Genomic DNA, 12782 nt, shown 5'->3' on the forward strand with positions numbered 1-12782 from the left:
CTCCGCACCGCCGGAGCCATCGGAGGCATCGCCCTCCTCTGCGCCCTCCCCTTCTACCTCGACGCCTTCTGGCTGCAGGTCGGCCTCTTCTCCATGGCTGCCGCCATCGGCGCCATCGGCCTCAACCTCCTCACCGGCACCACCGGTCAGCTCTCCCTCGGCCACGCCTTCTTCCTCGCCGTCGGCGCGTACGGCTACGTGTGGCTGGCGGGCGAACCGGGCCCCGGCCTGCCGCCGCTGCTCGCGATGGTCCTCGCGGTGCTGCTGGCGGGCGCGGCCGGCGGGCTGTTCAGCCCGATCGCGGGCCGCCTGCGCGGGGTCTACCTCGGGGTGGCCACCCTCGCGCTGGTGTTCCTCGGGCACCACGTGATGGTCAACGCCGAGTCCGTCACCGGCGGCTTCAACGGCCGTTCCGTGCCGCCCCTCGAGATCGGCGGCTTCACCTTCACCTCCGCCGACCCGGAACTCACCGTGCTGGGCGTCCCGTTCGGGGCCGAGGAACGCCTCTGGTACGTGGGGCTGGTCCTGCTCGCGCTCGTCCTGTTCACCGCCCGTAACCTGCTGCACGGACGGCAGGGACGCGCGCTGGCCGCCGTACGGGACAGCGAGGTGGCCGCGGCGGTGCTGGGCGTGCCGGTGGCGCGCTACCGTTCGGCGGCGTTCGTGGTGTCCTCCATGTACGCGGGGCTGGCCGGTGTGCTGCTCGCGCTCGCGTTCCGCGGCATCGTGCCCGACCACTTCGGGCTCGCGCTGTCCATCGACTACCTCGTCATGATCGTCCTCGGCGGGCTGGGCTCCGCGGCCGGCGCCACCGCCGGAGCGGTCTTCGTCACCGCGCTGCCGCTGCTGATGGCGCGCTACGCCGACCAGTTGCCCCTCGTCGCTCCCGCGGGCGCTGCCGGGCACCCGGTGGGTCCCACCGACGCGGCGCGCTACCTGTACGGCGCCGCGGTCATCCTCGTACTCCTCTACGCGCCCGGCGGGCTGAGCGGCCTCTTCCGGCGGCACCACGGGCGCGCCCGCGCCCGCCCCCGCCCCCGTACGGCCTCCGCCGTTCCCCGCGTACGGCGTGCCGCCGCGCCCGACCCGGCCCGGGACCGGGCCCCTGTCCCCGCCACCGAGCCCAAGGAGCAGACCTCGTGAACCGCACCCGCCGCACCGGCCGTACGAGCCGCACCGGCCCCCGCGCCCGTACGGTGCCCCGCGCCCGTACGAGCCGCACCGGCCCCCGCGCCAGACGCACGACCGCGGCCGTCGCCGCCCTGGCCGTCCTCGCCCTCCTCGGCAGCGGTTGCAGCACCAAGTCGGGGGAGTCCTCCGGGAGTACGGACGACAAGGGCGTCAAGACCGGCCCCGGCGTCACCGACAAGATCGTGAAGCTGGGCGCGCTCACCGACCTCAGCGGCCCGTACGCCACCCTCGGCAAGAGCATCGTGCAGGCGCAGAAGATGTGGGCGGAGGAGTTCAACAAGGCGGGCGGGGTCTGCGGGCGCGACGTCGAGATCGTCGTCAAGGACCACGGCTACGACGTACAGAAGGCCGTCTCCGCCTACACCCAGCTCTCCCCGGACATCGTCGCCGTGCCCCAGGTCATCGGCTCGCCCATGGTCGCCGCCCTCCTCGACGAGGTCGAACGCGACAAGATCCTCACCTTCCCGCAGGCCTGGTCCGCCTCCCTGCTCGGCAACGAGGCCGTCCAGGTGCTCGGCACCACGTACGACATCGACATGATGAGCGCCGTGGACTTCCTCAAGCGGAGGCAGGGTCTCGGCAAGGGCGACAAGATCGGCCACGTCTACTTCGAGGGCGACTACGGCAGCAACGCCCTCGAAGGCTCCCGGCACGCCGCGCGCGAGGCCGGGGCGACCGTGGTGCCGAAGAAGATCAAGGCCACGGACACCGATATGTCGTCCCAGGTCACGGCGTTGCGCAGCGCGAAGGTCAAGGCCATCCTGATCAGCGCGGGCCCCACCCAGACCGCCTCGCTGGTCGGCGTCGCCGCCGCGCAGGGCCTGAAGGTCCCCGTCGTCAGCAGCGCCCCCGGCTACGCCCCGCAGCTGCTCAAGACCCCTGCGGCGAAGGCCCTGGAGAAGATGCTGTACATCGTCAGCGCCGCGCCCCCGGTCAGCTCGAAGCTGCCCGCCGTGAAGAAGATGGTCGCCGCGTACGAGAAGAAGTTCCCGGGGGAACTCGTCGACTCCGGCGTCCTCTCCGGCTACAACGCGGCCGTCCTCATGGGTCAGGACCTCCAGCAGGCCTGCGAGGCCAAGGACCTGACCCGGCAGGGCGTGGTCGACGCCCACCGCTCCCGCAACGCGGGCGACACCGGCCTCGGCACCCCCCAGGACTTTTCCGACGAGAACAGGCCCGCCAGCTACGCGGACTACATCATGCGCCCGAGCAGCAAGCACGTCGGCGGCGTCGTCCTGGTCGAGGACGCGCACGAGGTGCCGGGGGCACGGCAGTTCGTCGAGGACGGCGGCGAGTGACGGGCGCTCCGCTTGACCGCCGTGCGTGCGTATTGACGGCCGTGCCCGCGTACGGCGGTCAGCCGCCGGAGGCTGACCGGGCCTGCCGTACGACCGCCAGGTTGGCGGCGGCGTCCGCGTCGCCGTGGTCGGCGGCGCGCTGGAGCCAGCTCTCGGCCAGGGCGTGGTCGCCGCGTTCGAACAGCGCCGCGCCCAGGTTGAACATCGCGTCCACGTGCCCCGCGTCCGCCGCCCGCCGGAACCACGACTCGGACGCGTCGCCCTTCCCGCCGTCGCGCAGGAGGACCCCGAGGTTGTACATCGCCCTGGGGTCCCCGCCCTCGGCCGCCCGCTGGAACCACGTCTCGGCCTCGGCGAGTTCCCCGCGCTCCTGGAGCAGCAGCGGCACGTGGTGCGTCGCCTCGGCATGCCCCTGCTCGGCGGCCCGCCGGAACCACGTCTCGGCGCCCGGCAGTTCGCCGCGCGCGTGCAGGATCTGCGCGTAGCCGTACATGGCTTCGACGTGCTGCTGGTCGGCCGCGAGTCGGCACCACACCTCGGCCTCGTCGAACGTCTCGCGCCGCTCCATCAGCAGCCGCGCCAGCCCGTACATCGCCTCGGCGTCGCCGGTGTCCGCGGCTGCCCTCAGGGCCTGTTCGGCTTGCTCGACCTGTGCGCCCTGCTCGCCCTGCTCGTCGGAACCCATGGGGCACGATGCTAGGCGGTCCGACCGCCTCATTTGCATCGCCGCCCCGACTGCGGCCGTCAGTGGCCGAGTTCGGCCCATACGGTCTTGCCGGGTGCGGGCTGCGGCTCGCGTTCGGCGACGCCCCAACGGGTGGCGAGCGCGGCGACAAGGAGGAGGCCACGGCCGTTCTCGTCGTCGGGACGGGGCGCGGATGCCGTACGGGGAACGCGCGCCTCCGTACGCGTGTCCGACACCTCGATACGGAGACGGCCGGGCCCGCACAACAGCCGGAGGCTGAAGTTCCGGCCCCGTACGTGTCCGTGCGTGACGGCATTTCCGGCCAGCTCCGCGACGATCAGCACGGCCGCCTCGGAGACGGGGGAGTCGTACGGGATGCCCCACTGATCGAGCCGTACGGCGGTCAGCCGCCGCGCGAGGCGCGCACTGCGCGGAGTGGACGTGAACCGCATCCAGGACGCGGCGTCGTTCGGAGAGAGGGGAAGAGGGATTTCGGACTTCATGCCGCACACGCTCACTCACGCTCCGTAGAATGTGCATCGGCGCTGCGTGCACGTGGGTCCGTGTACGCGGCTGTACGTGCTGCGTACGCGCGGGCGCGCGGGCGGGGACAGGGGCGGGGTGGTGGCGGTGGCTCAGCAGCAACAGGATGACGCGGGTTCCGGGACGCTCAAGTATTTCGGCAGCCAGATGAAGCTGTTCCGGGGCCGGGCAGGCATGTCGAGAGACGAACTCGGCGACCGGCTCGGGTACTCCGGCTACACGGTCGCAAGCGTGGAGCAGGGGCGCCGCGTGCCGCAGCAGGAGTTCGTGGAACAGGCGGACGAACTGCTCGGCGCGAACGGGGTGTTGCGCGCGGGCATCCCGTTCCTGCTGGAGGCCCGCTTCCCCTCCTGGTTCGTGGACTTCGCCCTCTTGGAGGCCGACGCGGTCAGCATGCACTCGTATGAGAATCACGTGTTGCCTGGACTGCTCCAGACCGAGGCCTACGCACGGGCCGTGCACGCGGGCTACTGCCCGACGCTGGATGACGAGCAAGTGGAGCAGAGGGTGACCGCGCGACTCAGTCGCCAGGCCGTCCTGGAACGGAAGCCAACCCCGACGCTCGGATTCGTGATCGAGGAGACCGTCCTGCGTCGGCCGATCGGCGGTGCTGCCGTACTGCAAGAGCAGTTGCGGCGCCTGCTGGACTGCCAGCGGATGCGCCATGTGACGGTGCAGATCATGCCGTTGAACCGGCAGACGCACAGTGGACTCAACGGGCCGATGGTGCTTCTGGAGACGCCTGAGCGGAAGAATCTGGTGTACATCGAGGCGCAGAGCGGGAGCTTCGTCATCTCTGACCGAGAAGAGGTGAGCGCACTGACGCAGCGGTATGGAATGCTTCGTGCGCAGGCTCTTACCCCTGAAGAGTCCGTGCGCTTCGTCGAGCAGCTGGCAGGAGAGCTATGAACACCGATCAGCCCACGCGTTCCCGTGAACTGGCCTGGTTCAAGAGCAGCTACAGCGGCGACCAGGGCGGCAACTGCGTTGAGGTGGCGGCCGGTTGCGGGGTCGTGCACATGCGGGACTCGAAGGACCGGGGGGCGGGAGCACTGGCTCTCCCCGCCACGTCGTGGGCGGCGTTCGTCGGCTACGCGGCGGCGCAGGCCGGGGAGTAGCCATGCGGGCCGGGACGGCGTGGGTCAAGAGCAGCTACAGCGGTACGGAGGGCGGCAACTGCGTCGAGGTGGCGGCGGGTTGCGGCGTAGTGCACATGCGGGACTCGAAAGACCCGCGCGCAGGCGCGCTCGCGCTGCCCGCCGCCTCCTGGGCTGCGTTCGTCGGCTACGCTGCCCGCCAGACGGCACGTTGATCCCGGAGAATTGGAACGGCGCATGACCCAAGAACCGCACCTGCCGCCGGAGATCAACACCGCGGTGGCGCACTCCGCGCGCGTGTGGAACTACTGGCTGGGCGGCAAGGACAACTACCCCGCCGACCACGCCGCGGGCGACGCGTACAGCAGCAAGTACCCGCTGATCACGACCTTCGCGCAGGAGTCCAGGGACTTCCTGCGGCGCACGGTCACGTATCTGGCGGGGGAGGCCGGGGTACGGCAGTTCCTCGACCTCGGCGCCGGGCTGCCGACGGCCGACAACACGCACCAGATCGCCCAGCGCATCGCGCCCGACAGCCGCGTGGTGTACGTCGACCACGACCCGCTCGTACTGCTGCACGTGCACGTGCTGCTGACCAGTACGCCCGAGGGCGCGAGCGACTACGTGCAGGCGGATATGCGGGACACGGACATCGTTCTGGAGGGGGCCGCCAAGACCCTCGACATGGAGCGGCCCGTCGGCGTCGTCATAAACGACGTGCTGGGGCACATCGTGGACTGGGACGACGCGCTGTCGCTCGTCCACCGGCTGATGGACCGGCTTCCGTCGGGCAGTTATCTGGCGCTCAGCCACTCCACGGCGTCCGACGAGGAGCACCGGGCCGTGCAGGAGGAGTACAACAACTCCGGCGCGATCCCGTACATCTTCCGCGAGCCGGAGCAGACCATCGCTTTCTTCGACGGGCTCGACCTCGTCGAGCCCGGAATGGTGTCGTGGCCCAACTGGCGGCCCGACGAGAAGACCGGCCGTACCACCGAGCGCGCGGGCTGGGGCGCCGTCGGGCGCAAGCCGTAACACCCGCGCCGTCGGGCGCAAGCCGTAACGACAGACTGCCGCGTCGGCGTGCGCTCGGCCCGGCCGTCAGGCCTGCACCGTGGGGCGGACCACGACCTCGCTGACGTCGACACCGATCGGCTGCTCGATCGCGAAACCGATCGCTGACGCGATGGCGGCAGGCGGGATGGCGATCTCGTCGCGCTGCCGGATCATCGCCGTCGCCGTCTCGGGGCTCGCTCCCTTGCCGACCCCCTCGGTGTGGGTGAACCCGGGTGAGACGAGCGTGACCCGCAGGTCGGGGCCGGACTCCTGCCGCAGGCCCTCGGTCAGCACTTTGACGGCCGTCTTGGTGGCCGCGTAGACGCTCTGCGGGGGCTTCACGACGTACGCCGCGGTGGAGGCGACGTTGACGAACTGGCCGGAGCGCTGCCGCCGGAAGACGGGGAGCGCCGCGCCGATCCCGTTCAGCAGGCCGGTGATGTGCGTGGAGACCATCGCGTCCCAGTCGTCCTGGCGGAGTTCGTCGAAGGGCGACACCGCCATCGTGCCCGCGTTGGAGACCAGGACGTCGAGCCGGCCGAACCGTTCGACGGCCGTGTCGGTCAGCCGCTTGAGGTCGTCGCGGTGCGCGACGTCGATGACGGCGCCGACGGCCGAGCCGCCCTGTGCGGTGATCTCGTCCACCACCGCGTGCAGGCGGTCTTCGCGCCGGGCTCCCAGCACGAGCCGGGCGCCCTGTCCGGCGAGATATGTCGCCGTCGCCGCTCCGATGCCGCTGCTGGCACCTGTGATCGCGACGACCTTGCCTGCGATACCCGACATGATCAACAGTCCTTACGGGGTGAATGTGCGCAGGCCAGACCATGACCTACAGTGGAAGTGGGGGAGCGCCCACTTCCACTGAGGTTAAGTGGGGAGCCCTCCACTTAGCAACCGCGGAAGACCGGAGAGGAGGCGGAAGCCGCCGATGACCAAGGACGCACCGCGCCCGCAGCGGGCCGACGCGCGGCGCAACCGCGAGAAGATCCTCGAAGCCGCGGTGCGCGCGTTCACCGAGGAAGGGCTGGACGTACGCCTGGAGCACATCGCCAGGAAGGCGGGCGTGGGCAGCGCGACCCTGTACCGCAACTTCCCCACCCGCGAAGCCCTGATCGAGGCGGCCTACCGCAACGAGGTCGCGCAACTCTGCGACGCGGTCCCCGACTTGCTCGCGACGCAGCCGCCGTACGAAGCCCTGCGTGCCTGGACGCGCCTCTTCCTGGACTACGTCACCGCCAAGCTGGGCATGGCCGACGCCCTGCGCGCCATCGCCGCCACGGGTGAGAACCCGTACGGCCACAGCCGGGAGATGATCCAAGCGGCCATCGCCCGTCTGATGGACGCGTGCGCGGACGCCGGGGTGATCCGCACCGACATCAGCCCGGCCGACCTGGGCGCCGCCCTCGCGGGCATCGCCCTCACCTCGGCGGAGCCCGGACAGCGCGAGCAGGCGGAACGCCTGCTGGACCTCACCCTGGACGGTCTGACCGTACGGCGGTGACGCGTCCCGTCGCGGTCGGTCAGCGGCCGCGATGGGCGCGCACGGCCGCGTGCTGGTTCGTCAGCAGGCCGCGGGCGAGGGCCGTCTGCATGGCGACGAGGGCGCGTACGACGGGGACCGCCGTCGCGAGCAGCACCACGCCGATGCCGGTGTGGAAGCCGATGTCGGCCGAGCGTGAGGATATGTCGAACGCGAGGTCCAGCAGGCCCTGTTCGTCGTCGTCACGCGGGATGGCCCACGACCAGAGGACGTACAGCACCTCGCCGACTCCGCCGACGGTCCAGGCGAGGGCGAGGGCGAAACCCAGCATCCGTACGGGGAACGCCACCACGGTGTGCAGCAGGTCGCGCCACGCCTGGGGCTCGCGCAGCCTGTTCAGCAACCCGGCGAGGCCCGTGCCGCCGGGCTCGCGGTAGTGGTGCGGCGGGAGGGAACGGCCGGTGACGGCCTCCACGCGCCGCCGTTCGACCCTGGCGAGACCCCGCGCGGCGGTGAGGGCGCCGACGAGGACCGGCACCCCGAGGAGTGTGACCAGCAAGCCCACGCCGAAGGAGAACATGGTGATCCCGGCGACGAACGCGCCCACGCCGATGGGGAAACCGGCGAGGAGGAACCCCAACTCCCGGGCGAAGCGGGGGGCGTGGGCCTCGGCGGTGGGGTGGTGGCCGTGGGGTGAGCGGTCGTCTGCGTCATGCCGTTATCGTCCCGCGCGATTCGGGGCGGGGGACAGCCGTCAAACCACCGTCTTGGGGGTGGGGAAATCCCCACCTTGGTGGTGCGTGGCGGCGCGTGGCCGCCAGCCGGTGCGCTTTGGTTGCGGGCCGTTCTCAAACGCCGGACGGGCTGAATTGTGGCGGGTTGCGCCTGCGGTCCACGGTTCGGCGGAAGCAAGGGCTGGAACTGCCAGGGCCTGTCCGGCGGTTCGTGCCGCCGGACAGGCCCTGGTACCGGCACGGCTCAGCGCTTCAGCGTGAAGGTGAAGTCGCCGGAGAGCTTGCCGCTCAGCCGGACCACCGAGACGAGATTCCCCTCCGTGAGGAGTCTCTCGACTTCGGTCCGTGAAAGGCCGAAGCCCTCGGCGATCAGCCGTACCGGCCGGACGGGAATCCGCGCCGGGTTCCGGACCGAGACCTCGACCGCCTCGTCCTCCGGCCGGTCCGGTGCGCCGGTGTCGAGGCGCCAGGCGTTGTCCCAGTCGAGAGCGATGCGGTTGCGGCGCCGTACGGCCGGGTCCCGGAGCAACTCGGCGGTCAGGCCCGGGTCGTCGTGGTGCAGCAGGTCCAGGAGTTCAGGCCGTACGGAGCGCACGTTCGTCCGTTCCAGGACGGTGAGCTTGGTGGTCTCCCCGCACACCGTGCACCGCGCGAGGAGCCAGACGTCGAGGAGCTTGTGGTGTGCGTTGACGCGGAATTTGCCGCTTGCACGAAAGCGCCCGGAGGCGCAGGCGTGGCAGCGGCGGAGGATGACAGGCAGGCAGGCGGGCATGACCGCCCAGCTTTCGGACACAGATGTACACCGGTTCCAGTGAGAAGTCCGCAGCGAAAAGGAGCGCGTCGCACCAAGGCGACGCGCGACGAATCAGCGCTCAGGAGGTCTCACTGGATGTACAACGGCACGTCCTCGACGAGGCGACAGAGGCGCGAGCACGCTAGCGGCGCGCGGACGAGCGGCTCAACTGGTTTTCGGGCGAGGCAGGCGAGGCAAGCGAGGCGAGGCCCGGCACGGGTGCCGCGCGCGGCACCCGTGGGGTCAGCGCCCCCGCAGCCCTGCGGCGCACCGTCAGCGCCCCGCCCGCCGTGCCGCCCGCAGGTACTCGCGGTTCATCGCCGCGATCGACGGGAGCGGGATGCCCTTCGGGCAGGCGGTCGCGCACTCGCCCGTGTTCGTGCAGCCGCCGAAGCCCTCCTCGTCCATCGTCGCGACCATGTCCAGGACCCGGGACTCCCGCTCCGGGCCGCCCTGCGGCAGGGAGTTGAGGTGGACGACCTTCGCCGAGGTGAAGAGCATCGCCGAGCCGTTCGGGCAGGCCGCCACGCACGCGCCGCAGCCGATGCACTCCGCGTTCTCGAACGCCGTGTCCGCCGCCGCCTTCGGCACCGGCGTGGCGTGTGCCTCCGGGGCGCTGCCCGTCGGGGCCGTGACGTAGCCGCCCGAGCCGATGATGCGGTCGAACGCCGAACGGTCCACCACCAGGTCCTTCACCACCGGGAAGGCCGCCGCCCGCCACGGCTCCACGTCGATCGTGTCGCCGTCCGCGAAGTGCCGCATGTGCAGCTGGCAGGCGGTGGTGCGTTCCGGGCCGTGTGCCTGGCCGTTGATGACCATGCCGCAGGCGCCGCAGATGCCCTCGCGGCAGTCGTGGTCGAACGCGACGGGCTCCTCGCCGCGCGCCGCCAGCTCCTCGTTGAGGGTGTCGAGCATCTCCAGGAACGACATGTCCGGGCTGATGCCCGTCACCTCGTACGTGGTCATGGCGCCGTCCGCGTCAGGGCCCGGCTGGCGCCAGATGCGCAGGTGGAGGTTCACGTGTAGCTCCGCTGGGTGGGGTGTACGTACTCGAAGGTCAGCTGCTCGCGGTGCAGCACCGGCGGCGCTCCCGTACGGGTGAACTCCCAGGCGGCGACGTACGAGAACGCCTCGTCGTCGCGCTCCGCCTCGCCGTCCGCCGTACGGCTCTCCTCGCGGAAGTGGCCGCCGCAGGACTCGGTGCGGTGCAGCGCGTCCAGGCACATCAGCTCGGCGAGCTCGAGGTGGTCGGCGACGCGGTTGGCCTTCTCCAGCGACTGGTTGAGCGCCTCGCCGCTGCCGGGGACGCGAATGCGGCGCCAGAACTCCTCGCGGAGCGCGGGAATCCGGTCGAGCGCCTTGCGCAGCCCCGCCTCCGTACGGGACATGCCGCACTCGTCCCAGAGCAGCTCGCCCAGCTCGCGGTGGAACGAGTCGGGGGTGCGGTCGCCGTTGTTGGACAGCAGCGCGTACAGCCGGTCGGTGACCGCGCCGACGGCCTCGTGCACCGCCGGGTGGTTCTCGGGCACCTCGTCGTGCCAGTGGCCGGCGAGGTAGTCGTTGAGGGTGGCGGGCAGCACGAAGTAGCCGTCGGCGAGGCCCTGCATGAGGGCGGAGGCGCCGAGGCGGTTGGCGCCGTGGTCGGAGAAGTTGGCCTCGCCGATGGCGAACAGGCCGGGCACGGTGGTCTGGAGGTCGTAGTCGACCCAGAGGCCGCCCATCGTGTAGTGGATGGCGGGGTAGATGCGCATGGGCACCTCGTACGGGTTCTCCGCGGTGATCCGCTCGTACATCTCGAAGAGGTTCCCGTACTTCGCCTCCACCGCCTCACGGCCCAGCCGCGCGATGGCGTCGGCGAAGTCGAGGTACACGCCCTGGCCGCCGGGGCCGACGCCGCGGCCCTCGTCGCAGACGTTCTTGGCGGCGCGCGAGGCGATGTCGCGCGGCACGAGATTGCCGAACGAGGGATACTGCCGCTCCAGGTAGTAGTCCCGCTCGTTCTCGGGGATGGCGCCGGGCGGCCGGTCGTCGCCGTGCGCCTTCGGCACCCAGATCCGGCCGTCGTTCCGCAGCGACTCGCTCATCAGCGTCAGCTTCGACTGGTGGTCGCCGGCGCGCGGGATGCAGGTCGGATGGATCTGCGTGAAGCAGGGGTTGGCGAAGTGGGCGCCGCGCCGGTGGGCCCGCCAGACGGCGGTGGCGTTGGAGTTCTTGGCGTTGGTGGAGAGGTAGAAGACGTTGCCGTAGCCGCCGGTGGCCAGCACGACGGCGTCCGCGAAGTACGTGTCGACGCGGCCCGTCACCAGGTCGCGCGCCACGATGCCGCGGGCACGCCCGTCCACGACGATCAGGTCCAGCATCTCCGTACGGGGATGCATCTCCACGCTGCCGGCGGCGATCTGCCGGGACAGCGCCTGGTACGCGCCGAGCAGCAGCTGCTGCCCGGTCTGGCCGCGGGCGTAGAACGTACGGGAGACCTGCATGCCGCCGAACGACCGCGTGTCCAGCAGCCCGCCGTACTCGCGGGCGAACGGCACGCCCTGCGCCACGCACTGGTCGATGATCTCCACCGACACCTCGGCGAGCCGGTGCACGTTCGACTCGCGGGAGCGGAAGTCGCCGCCCTTCACGGTGTCGTAGAAGAGGCGGTGCACGGAGTCGCCGTCGTTGCGGTAGTTCTTGGCGGCGTTGATGCCGCCCTGGGCGGCGATGGAGTGGGCGCGGCGCGGGGAGTCCTGGTAGCAGAACTGGACGACGCGGTAGCCCTGTTCGGCGAGGGACGCCCCGGCGGCGCCGCCCGCCAGGCCGGTGCCGACGACGATGACGGTGTGCTTGCGGCGGTTCGCCGGGTTGACCAGCCTGGCCTCGAAGCGGCGGCGCTTCCAGCGGTCGGCGACGGGGCCGTCGGGGGCCTTGGTGTCGACGAGGGGGTCGCCGACGGCGTAGTCGGAGTAACCGCCGTACGCGTGCTCGCTGTACGTGCCGTGCTCGCTGTACGTGCCGTGCTCGGTCGCGTCGTCGTACGCGCGCTCGCCGTACCTGTGGCCCTTGGCCGCGTCGTCGTACGTGTGGTCCTTGGTCATCGTCAGCTCACGACTCCCGTCATCACGGCCAGGGGAATGGAGAGGAACCCGGCGGTCAGGACCAGCGCCAGCCCGTTCGCCGTGATCTTGAGCGCCCGGTCGCGGCTCGGCCGGTTCGCGCCGAGGGTCTGGGCGGCGCTCCAGAAGCCGTGCCGGATGTGCAGCCCGACGGCGAGCATCGCCACGATGTAGATGGTGTTGCCGTACCACGTGCTGAAGGTGGCGACGATGTTCTCGTACGGGTGGCCCTCCTCGCCCCGCGGGTTCACCGTGCCGGTGGTCAGGTCGAGCAGGTGCCACACGATGAACAGCGCGAGGATCACGCCGCCCCAGCGCATCGTCCGCGTCGCGTAGTCGCCGCGGCCCTTCCCGGGCCGCCGCGGGTGCGCGTACGCGACGGGCCGCGCGGCCCGGTCCCGGCGGCTGAGCTGGTACGCGGAGACGCCGTGCAGGATGACGGCGGCCAGCAGCCCGAACCGTACGAGCCACACGAACCAGCCGTGCCGGAGGAAGGGTTCGCCGATCGTACGCAGCCAGTGCGCGTAGCCGTTCATCTCGTCCGGGCCGAAGAACACCTTCAGATTCCCGAGGAGATGGCCGACCAGGTACGCCAGCATGATCAGGCCGGTGACGGCCATGACGGCCTTCTTGCCGACGGTCGAGCGCCATACGAGTGCCACGAGGGAGGACGGCCGCCGTGCGGCCGTCTTGCCCGTCCCTCGCCGGTCCGTCCTGCGCGGGTCCGTCTCCCGCCGGTCCGTGCGCGTCCGCGTGCCCAGTGCCATGGGGCCGACGTTAGAGAGGGTCCGGCGGATCAGTCCA

Annotated in this window: 15 protein-coding genes; 7 read left to right on the forward strand and 8 right to left on the reverse strand. The window is 71.1% G+C overall.

Annotated elements, in window-relative coordinates; genetic code table 11:
• The first annotated feature begins 18 nt into the window (after nt 1–18).
• Both DVA86_RS28325 and DVA86_RS28330 read left to right on the forward strand, forming a co-directional pair.
• On the forward strand, nt 19–1143 hold the full coding sequence (locus tag DVA86_RS28325; RefSeq protein ID WP_245997765.1) for a branched-chain amino acid ABC transporter permease: 1125 nt from the start codon (nt 19–21) through the stop codon (nt 1141–1143).
• A gap of 53 nt (nt 1144–1196) precedes the next feature.
• Complete coding sequence (locus tag DVA86_RS28330) at nt 1197–2489, forward strand: ABC transporter substrate-binding protein (RefSeq protein WP_208885287.1); 1293 nt, start codon at nt 1197–1199, stop codon at nt 2487–2489.
• A gap of 58 nt (nt 2490–2547) precedes the next feature.
• Here the strand turns inward: DVA86_RS28330 and DVA86_RS28335 are convergent, their stop codons facing one another.
• Together DVA86_RS28335 and DVA86_RS28340 are read right to left on the reverse strand one after the other, a co-directional pair.
• Nucleotides 2548–3174 carry a tetratricopeptide repeat protein gene (locus tag DVA86_RS28335; RefSeq protein WP_208882553.1) on the reverse strand — a complete coding sequence of 209 codons (627 nt, stop codon included), beginning with the start codon at nt 3172–3174 and terminating at the stop codon, nt 2548–2550.
• Between the two features lie 59 nt (nt 3175–3233).
• Nucleotides 3234–3677 (reverse strand): ATP-binding protein, encoded by a 444-nt coding sequence (locus tag DVA86_RS28340; RefSeq protein WP_245997292.1) that lies wholly within the window; start codon nt 3675–3677, stop codon nt 3234–3236.
• A 127-nt stretch (nt 3678–3804) separates the two neighbouring features.
• On the opposite strand from DVA86_RS28340, the gene DVA86_RS28345 reads away from it, so the two are divergent.
• The 4 genes from DVA86_RS28345 to DVA86_RS28360 are packed head-to-tail and all read left to right on the forward strand — an operon-like array spanning nt 3805 to nt 5849.
• Nucleotides 3805–4626 carry a helix-turn-helix domain-containing protein gene (locus DVA86_RS28345; protein ID WP_245997293.1) on the forward strand — a complete coding sequence of 274 codons (822 nt, stop codon included), beginning with the start codon at nt 3805–3807 and terminating at the stop codon, nt 4624–4626.
• Nucleotides 4623–4835 (forward strand): DUF397 domain-containing protein, encoded by a 213-nt coding sequence (locus DVA86_RS28350; RefSeq protein WP_208882555.1) that lies wholly within the window; start codon nt 4623–4625, stop codon nt 4833–4835. The genes DVA86_RS28345 and DVA86_RS28350 overlap by 4 nt, the downstream gene beginning before the upstream one ends.
• Before the next feature lie 2 nt (nt 4836–4837).
• Nucleotides 4838–5029, forward strand: a complete 192-nt coding sequence (locus tag DVA86_RS28355) for a DUF397 domain-containing protein (protein WP_208882557.1) — start codon at nt 4838–4840, stop codon at nt 5027–5029.
• A gap of 22 nt (nt 5030–5051) precedes the next feature.
• The gene (locus DVA86_RS28360) at nt 5052–5849 is read left to right on the forward strand and encodes an SAM-dependent methyltransferase (RefSeq protein WP_208882559.1); all 798 of its coding nucleotides are present in this window, start codon (nt 5052–5054) and stop codon (nt 5847–5849) included.
• Nucleotides 5850–5915: 66 nt separating this feature from the next.
• On the opposite strand, the gene DVA86_RS28365 is transcribed toward DVA86_RS28360, so the two are convergent.
• The gene (locus tag DVA86_RS28365; RefSeq protein ID WP_208882561.1) at nt 5916–6653 is read right to left on the reverse strand and encodes an SDR family oxidoreductase; all 738 of its coding nucleotides are present in this window, start codon (nt 6651–6653) and stop codon (nt 5916–5918) included.
• A 145-nt stretch (nt 6654–6798) separates the two neighbouring features.
• Here DVA86_RS28365 and DVA86_RS28370 point away from each other — a divergent pair, with 145 nt between their 5' ends.
• Entirely contained in the window at nt 6799–7371 is a 573-nt protein-coding gene (locus DVA86_RS28370) for a TetR/AcrR family transcriptional regulator (protein ID WP_208882562.1), read from the forward strand.
• A 19-nt stretch (nt 7372–7390) separates the two neighbouring features.
• On the opposite strand, the gene DVA86_RS28375 is transcribed toward DVA86_RS28370, so the two are convergent.
• From DVA86_RS28375 to DVA86_RS28395, 5 genes are all read right to left on the reverse strand, one after another.
• Nucleotides 7391–7990 carry a sensor domain-containing protein gene (locus DVA86_RS28375; RefSeq protein WP_208882564.1) on the reverse strand — a complete coding sequence of 200 codons (600 nt, stop codon included), beginning with the start codon at nt 7988–7990 and terminating at the stop codon, nt 7391–7393.
• Between the two features lie 338 nt (nt 7991–8328).
• Nucleotides 8329–8856 carry a DUF1062 domain-containing protein gene (locus DVA86_RS28380; RefSeq protein ID WP_425471002.1) on the reverse strand — a complete coding sequence of 176 codons (528 nt, stop codon included), beginning with the start codon at nt 8854–8856 and terminating at the stop codon, nt 8329–8331.
• A gap of 294 nt (nt 8857–9150) precedes the next feature.
• A complete protein-coding gene (locus DVA86_RS28385) occupies nt 9151–9897 on the reverse strand; it encodes a succinate dehydrogenase/fumarate reductase iron-sulfur subunit (RefSeq protein ID WP_208882568.1) in 747 nt (248 codons plus the stop codon).
• Nucleotides 9894–11960, reverse strand: coding sequence for a fumarate reductase/succinate dehydrogenase flavoprotein subunit (locus DVA86_RS28390; RefSeq protein ID WP_208882570.1), 2067 nt, complete (start codon nt 11958–11960; stop codon nt 9894–9896). Before DVA86_RS28390 ends, DVA86_RS28385 begins: the two co-directional genes overlap by 4 nt.
• 2 nt (nt 11961–11962) lie before the next feature.
• On the reverse strand, nt 11963–12745 hold the full coding sequence (locus DVA86_RS28395) for a succinate dehydrogenase cytochrome b subunit (RefSeq protein WP_208882572.1): 783 nt from the start codon (nt 12743–12745) through the stop codon (nt 11963–11965).
• Nucleotides 12746–12782 lie beyond the last annotated feature (37 nt).

It is taken from the genome of Streptomyces armeniacus (assembly GCF_003355155.1).
Lineage (GTDB): Bacteria > Actinomycetota > Actinomycetes > Streptomycetales > Streptomycetaceae > Streptomyces > Streptomyces armeniacus.

Excerpts from the sequence above, each read along its gene's own strand:
- DVA86_RS28335 (WP_208882553.1), bottom strand. The coding sequence starts at position 3,174 with ATGGGTTCCGACGAGCAGGGCGAGCAGGGCGCACAGGTCGAGCAAGCC.
- DVA86_RS28340 (WP_245997292.1), bottom strand. The coding sequence starts at position 3,677 with ATGAAGTCCGAAATCCCTCTTCCCCTCTCTCCGAACGACGCCGCGTCC.
- DVA86_RS28350 (WP_208882555.1), top strand. The coding sequence starts at position 4,623 with ATGAACACCGATCAGCCCACGCGTTCCCGTGAACTGGCCTGGTTCAAG.
- DVA86_RS28355 (WP_208882557.1), top strand. The coding sequence starts at position 4,838 with ATGCGGGCCGGGACGGCGTGGGTCAAGAGCAGCTACAGCGGTACGGAG.
- DVA86_RS28360 (WP_208882559.1), top strand. The coding sequence starts at position 5,052 with ATGACCCAAGAACCGCACCTGCCGCCGGAGATCAACACCGCGGTGGCG.
- DVA86_RS28365 (WP_208882561.1), bottom strand. The coding sequence starts at position 6,653 with ATGTCGGGTATCGCAGGCAAGGTCGTCGCGATCACAGGTGCCAGCAGC.
- DVA86_RS28370 (WP_208882562.1), top strand. The coding sequence starts at position 6,799 with ATGACCAAGGACGCACCGCGCCCGCAGCGGGCCGACGCGCGGCGCAAC.
- DVA86_RS28380 (WP_425471002.1), bottom strand. The coding sequence starts at position 8,856 with ATGCCCGCCTGCCTGCCTGTCATCCTCCGCCGCTGCCACGCCTGCGCC.
- DVA86_RS28390 (WP_208882570.1), bottom strand. The coding sequence starts at position 11,960 with ATGACCAAGGACCACACGTACGACGACGCGGCCAAGGGCCACAGGTAC.
- DVA86_RS28395 (WP_208882572.1), bottom strand. The coding sequence starts at position 12,745 with ATGGCACTGGGCACGCGGACGCGCACGGACCGGCGGGAGACGGACCCG.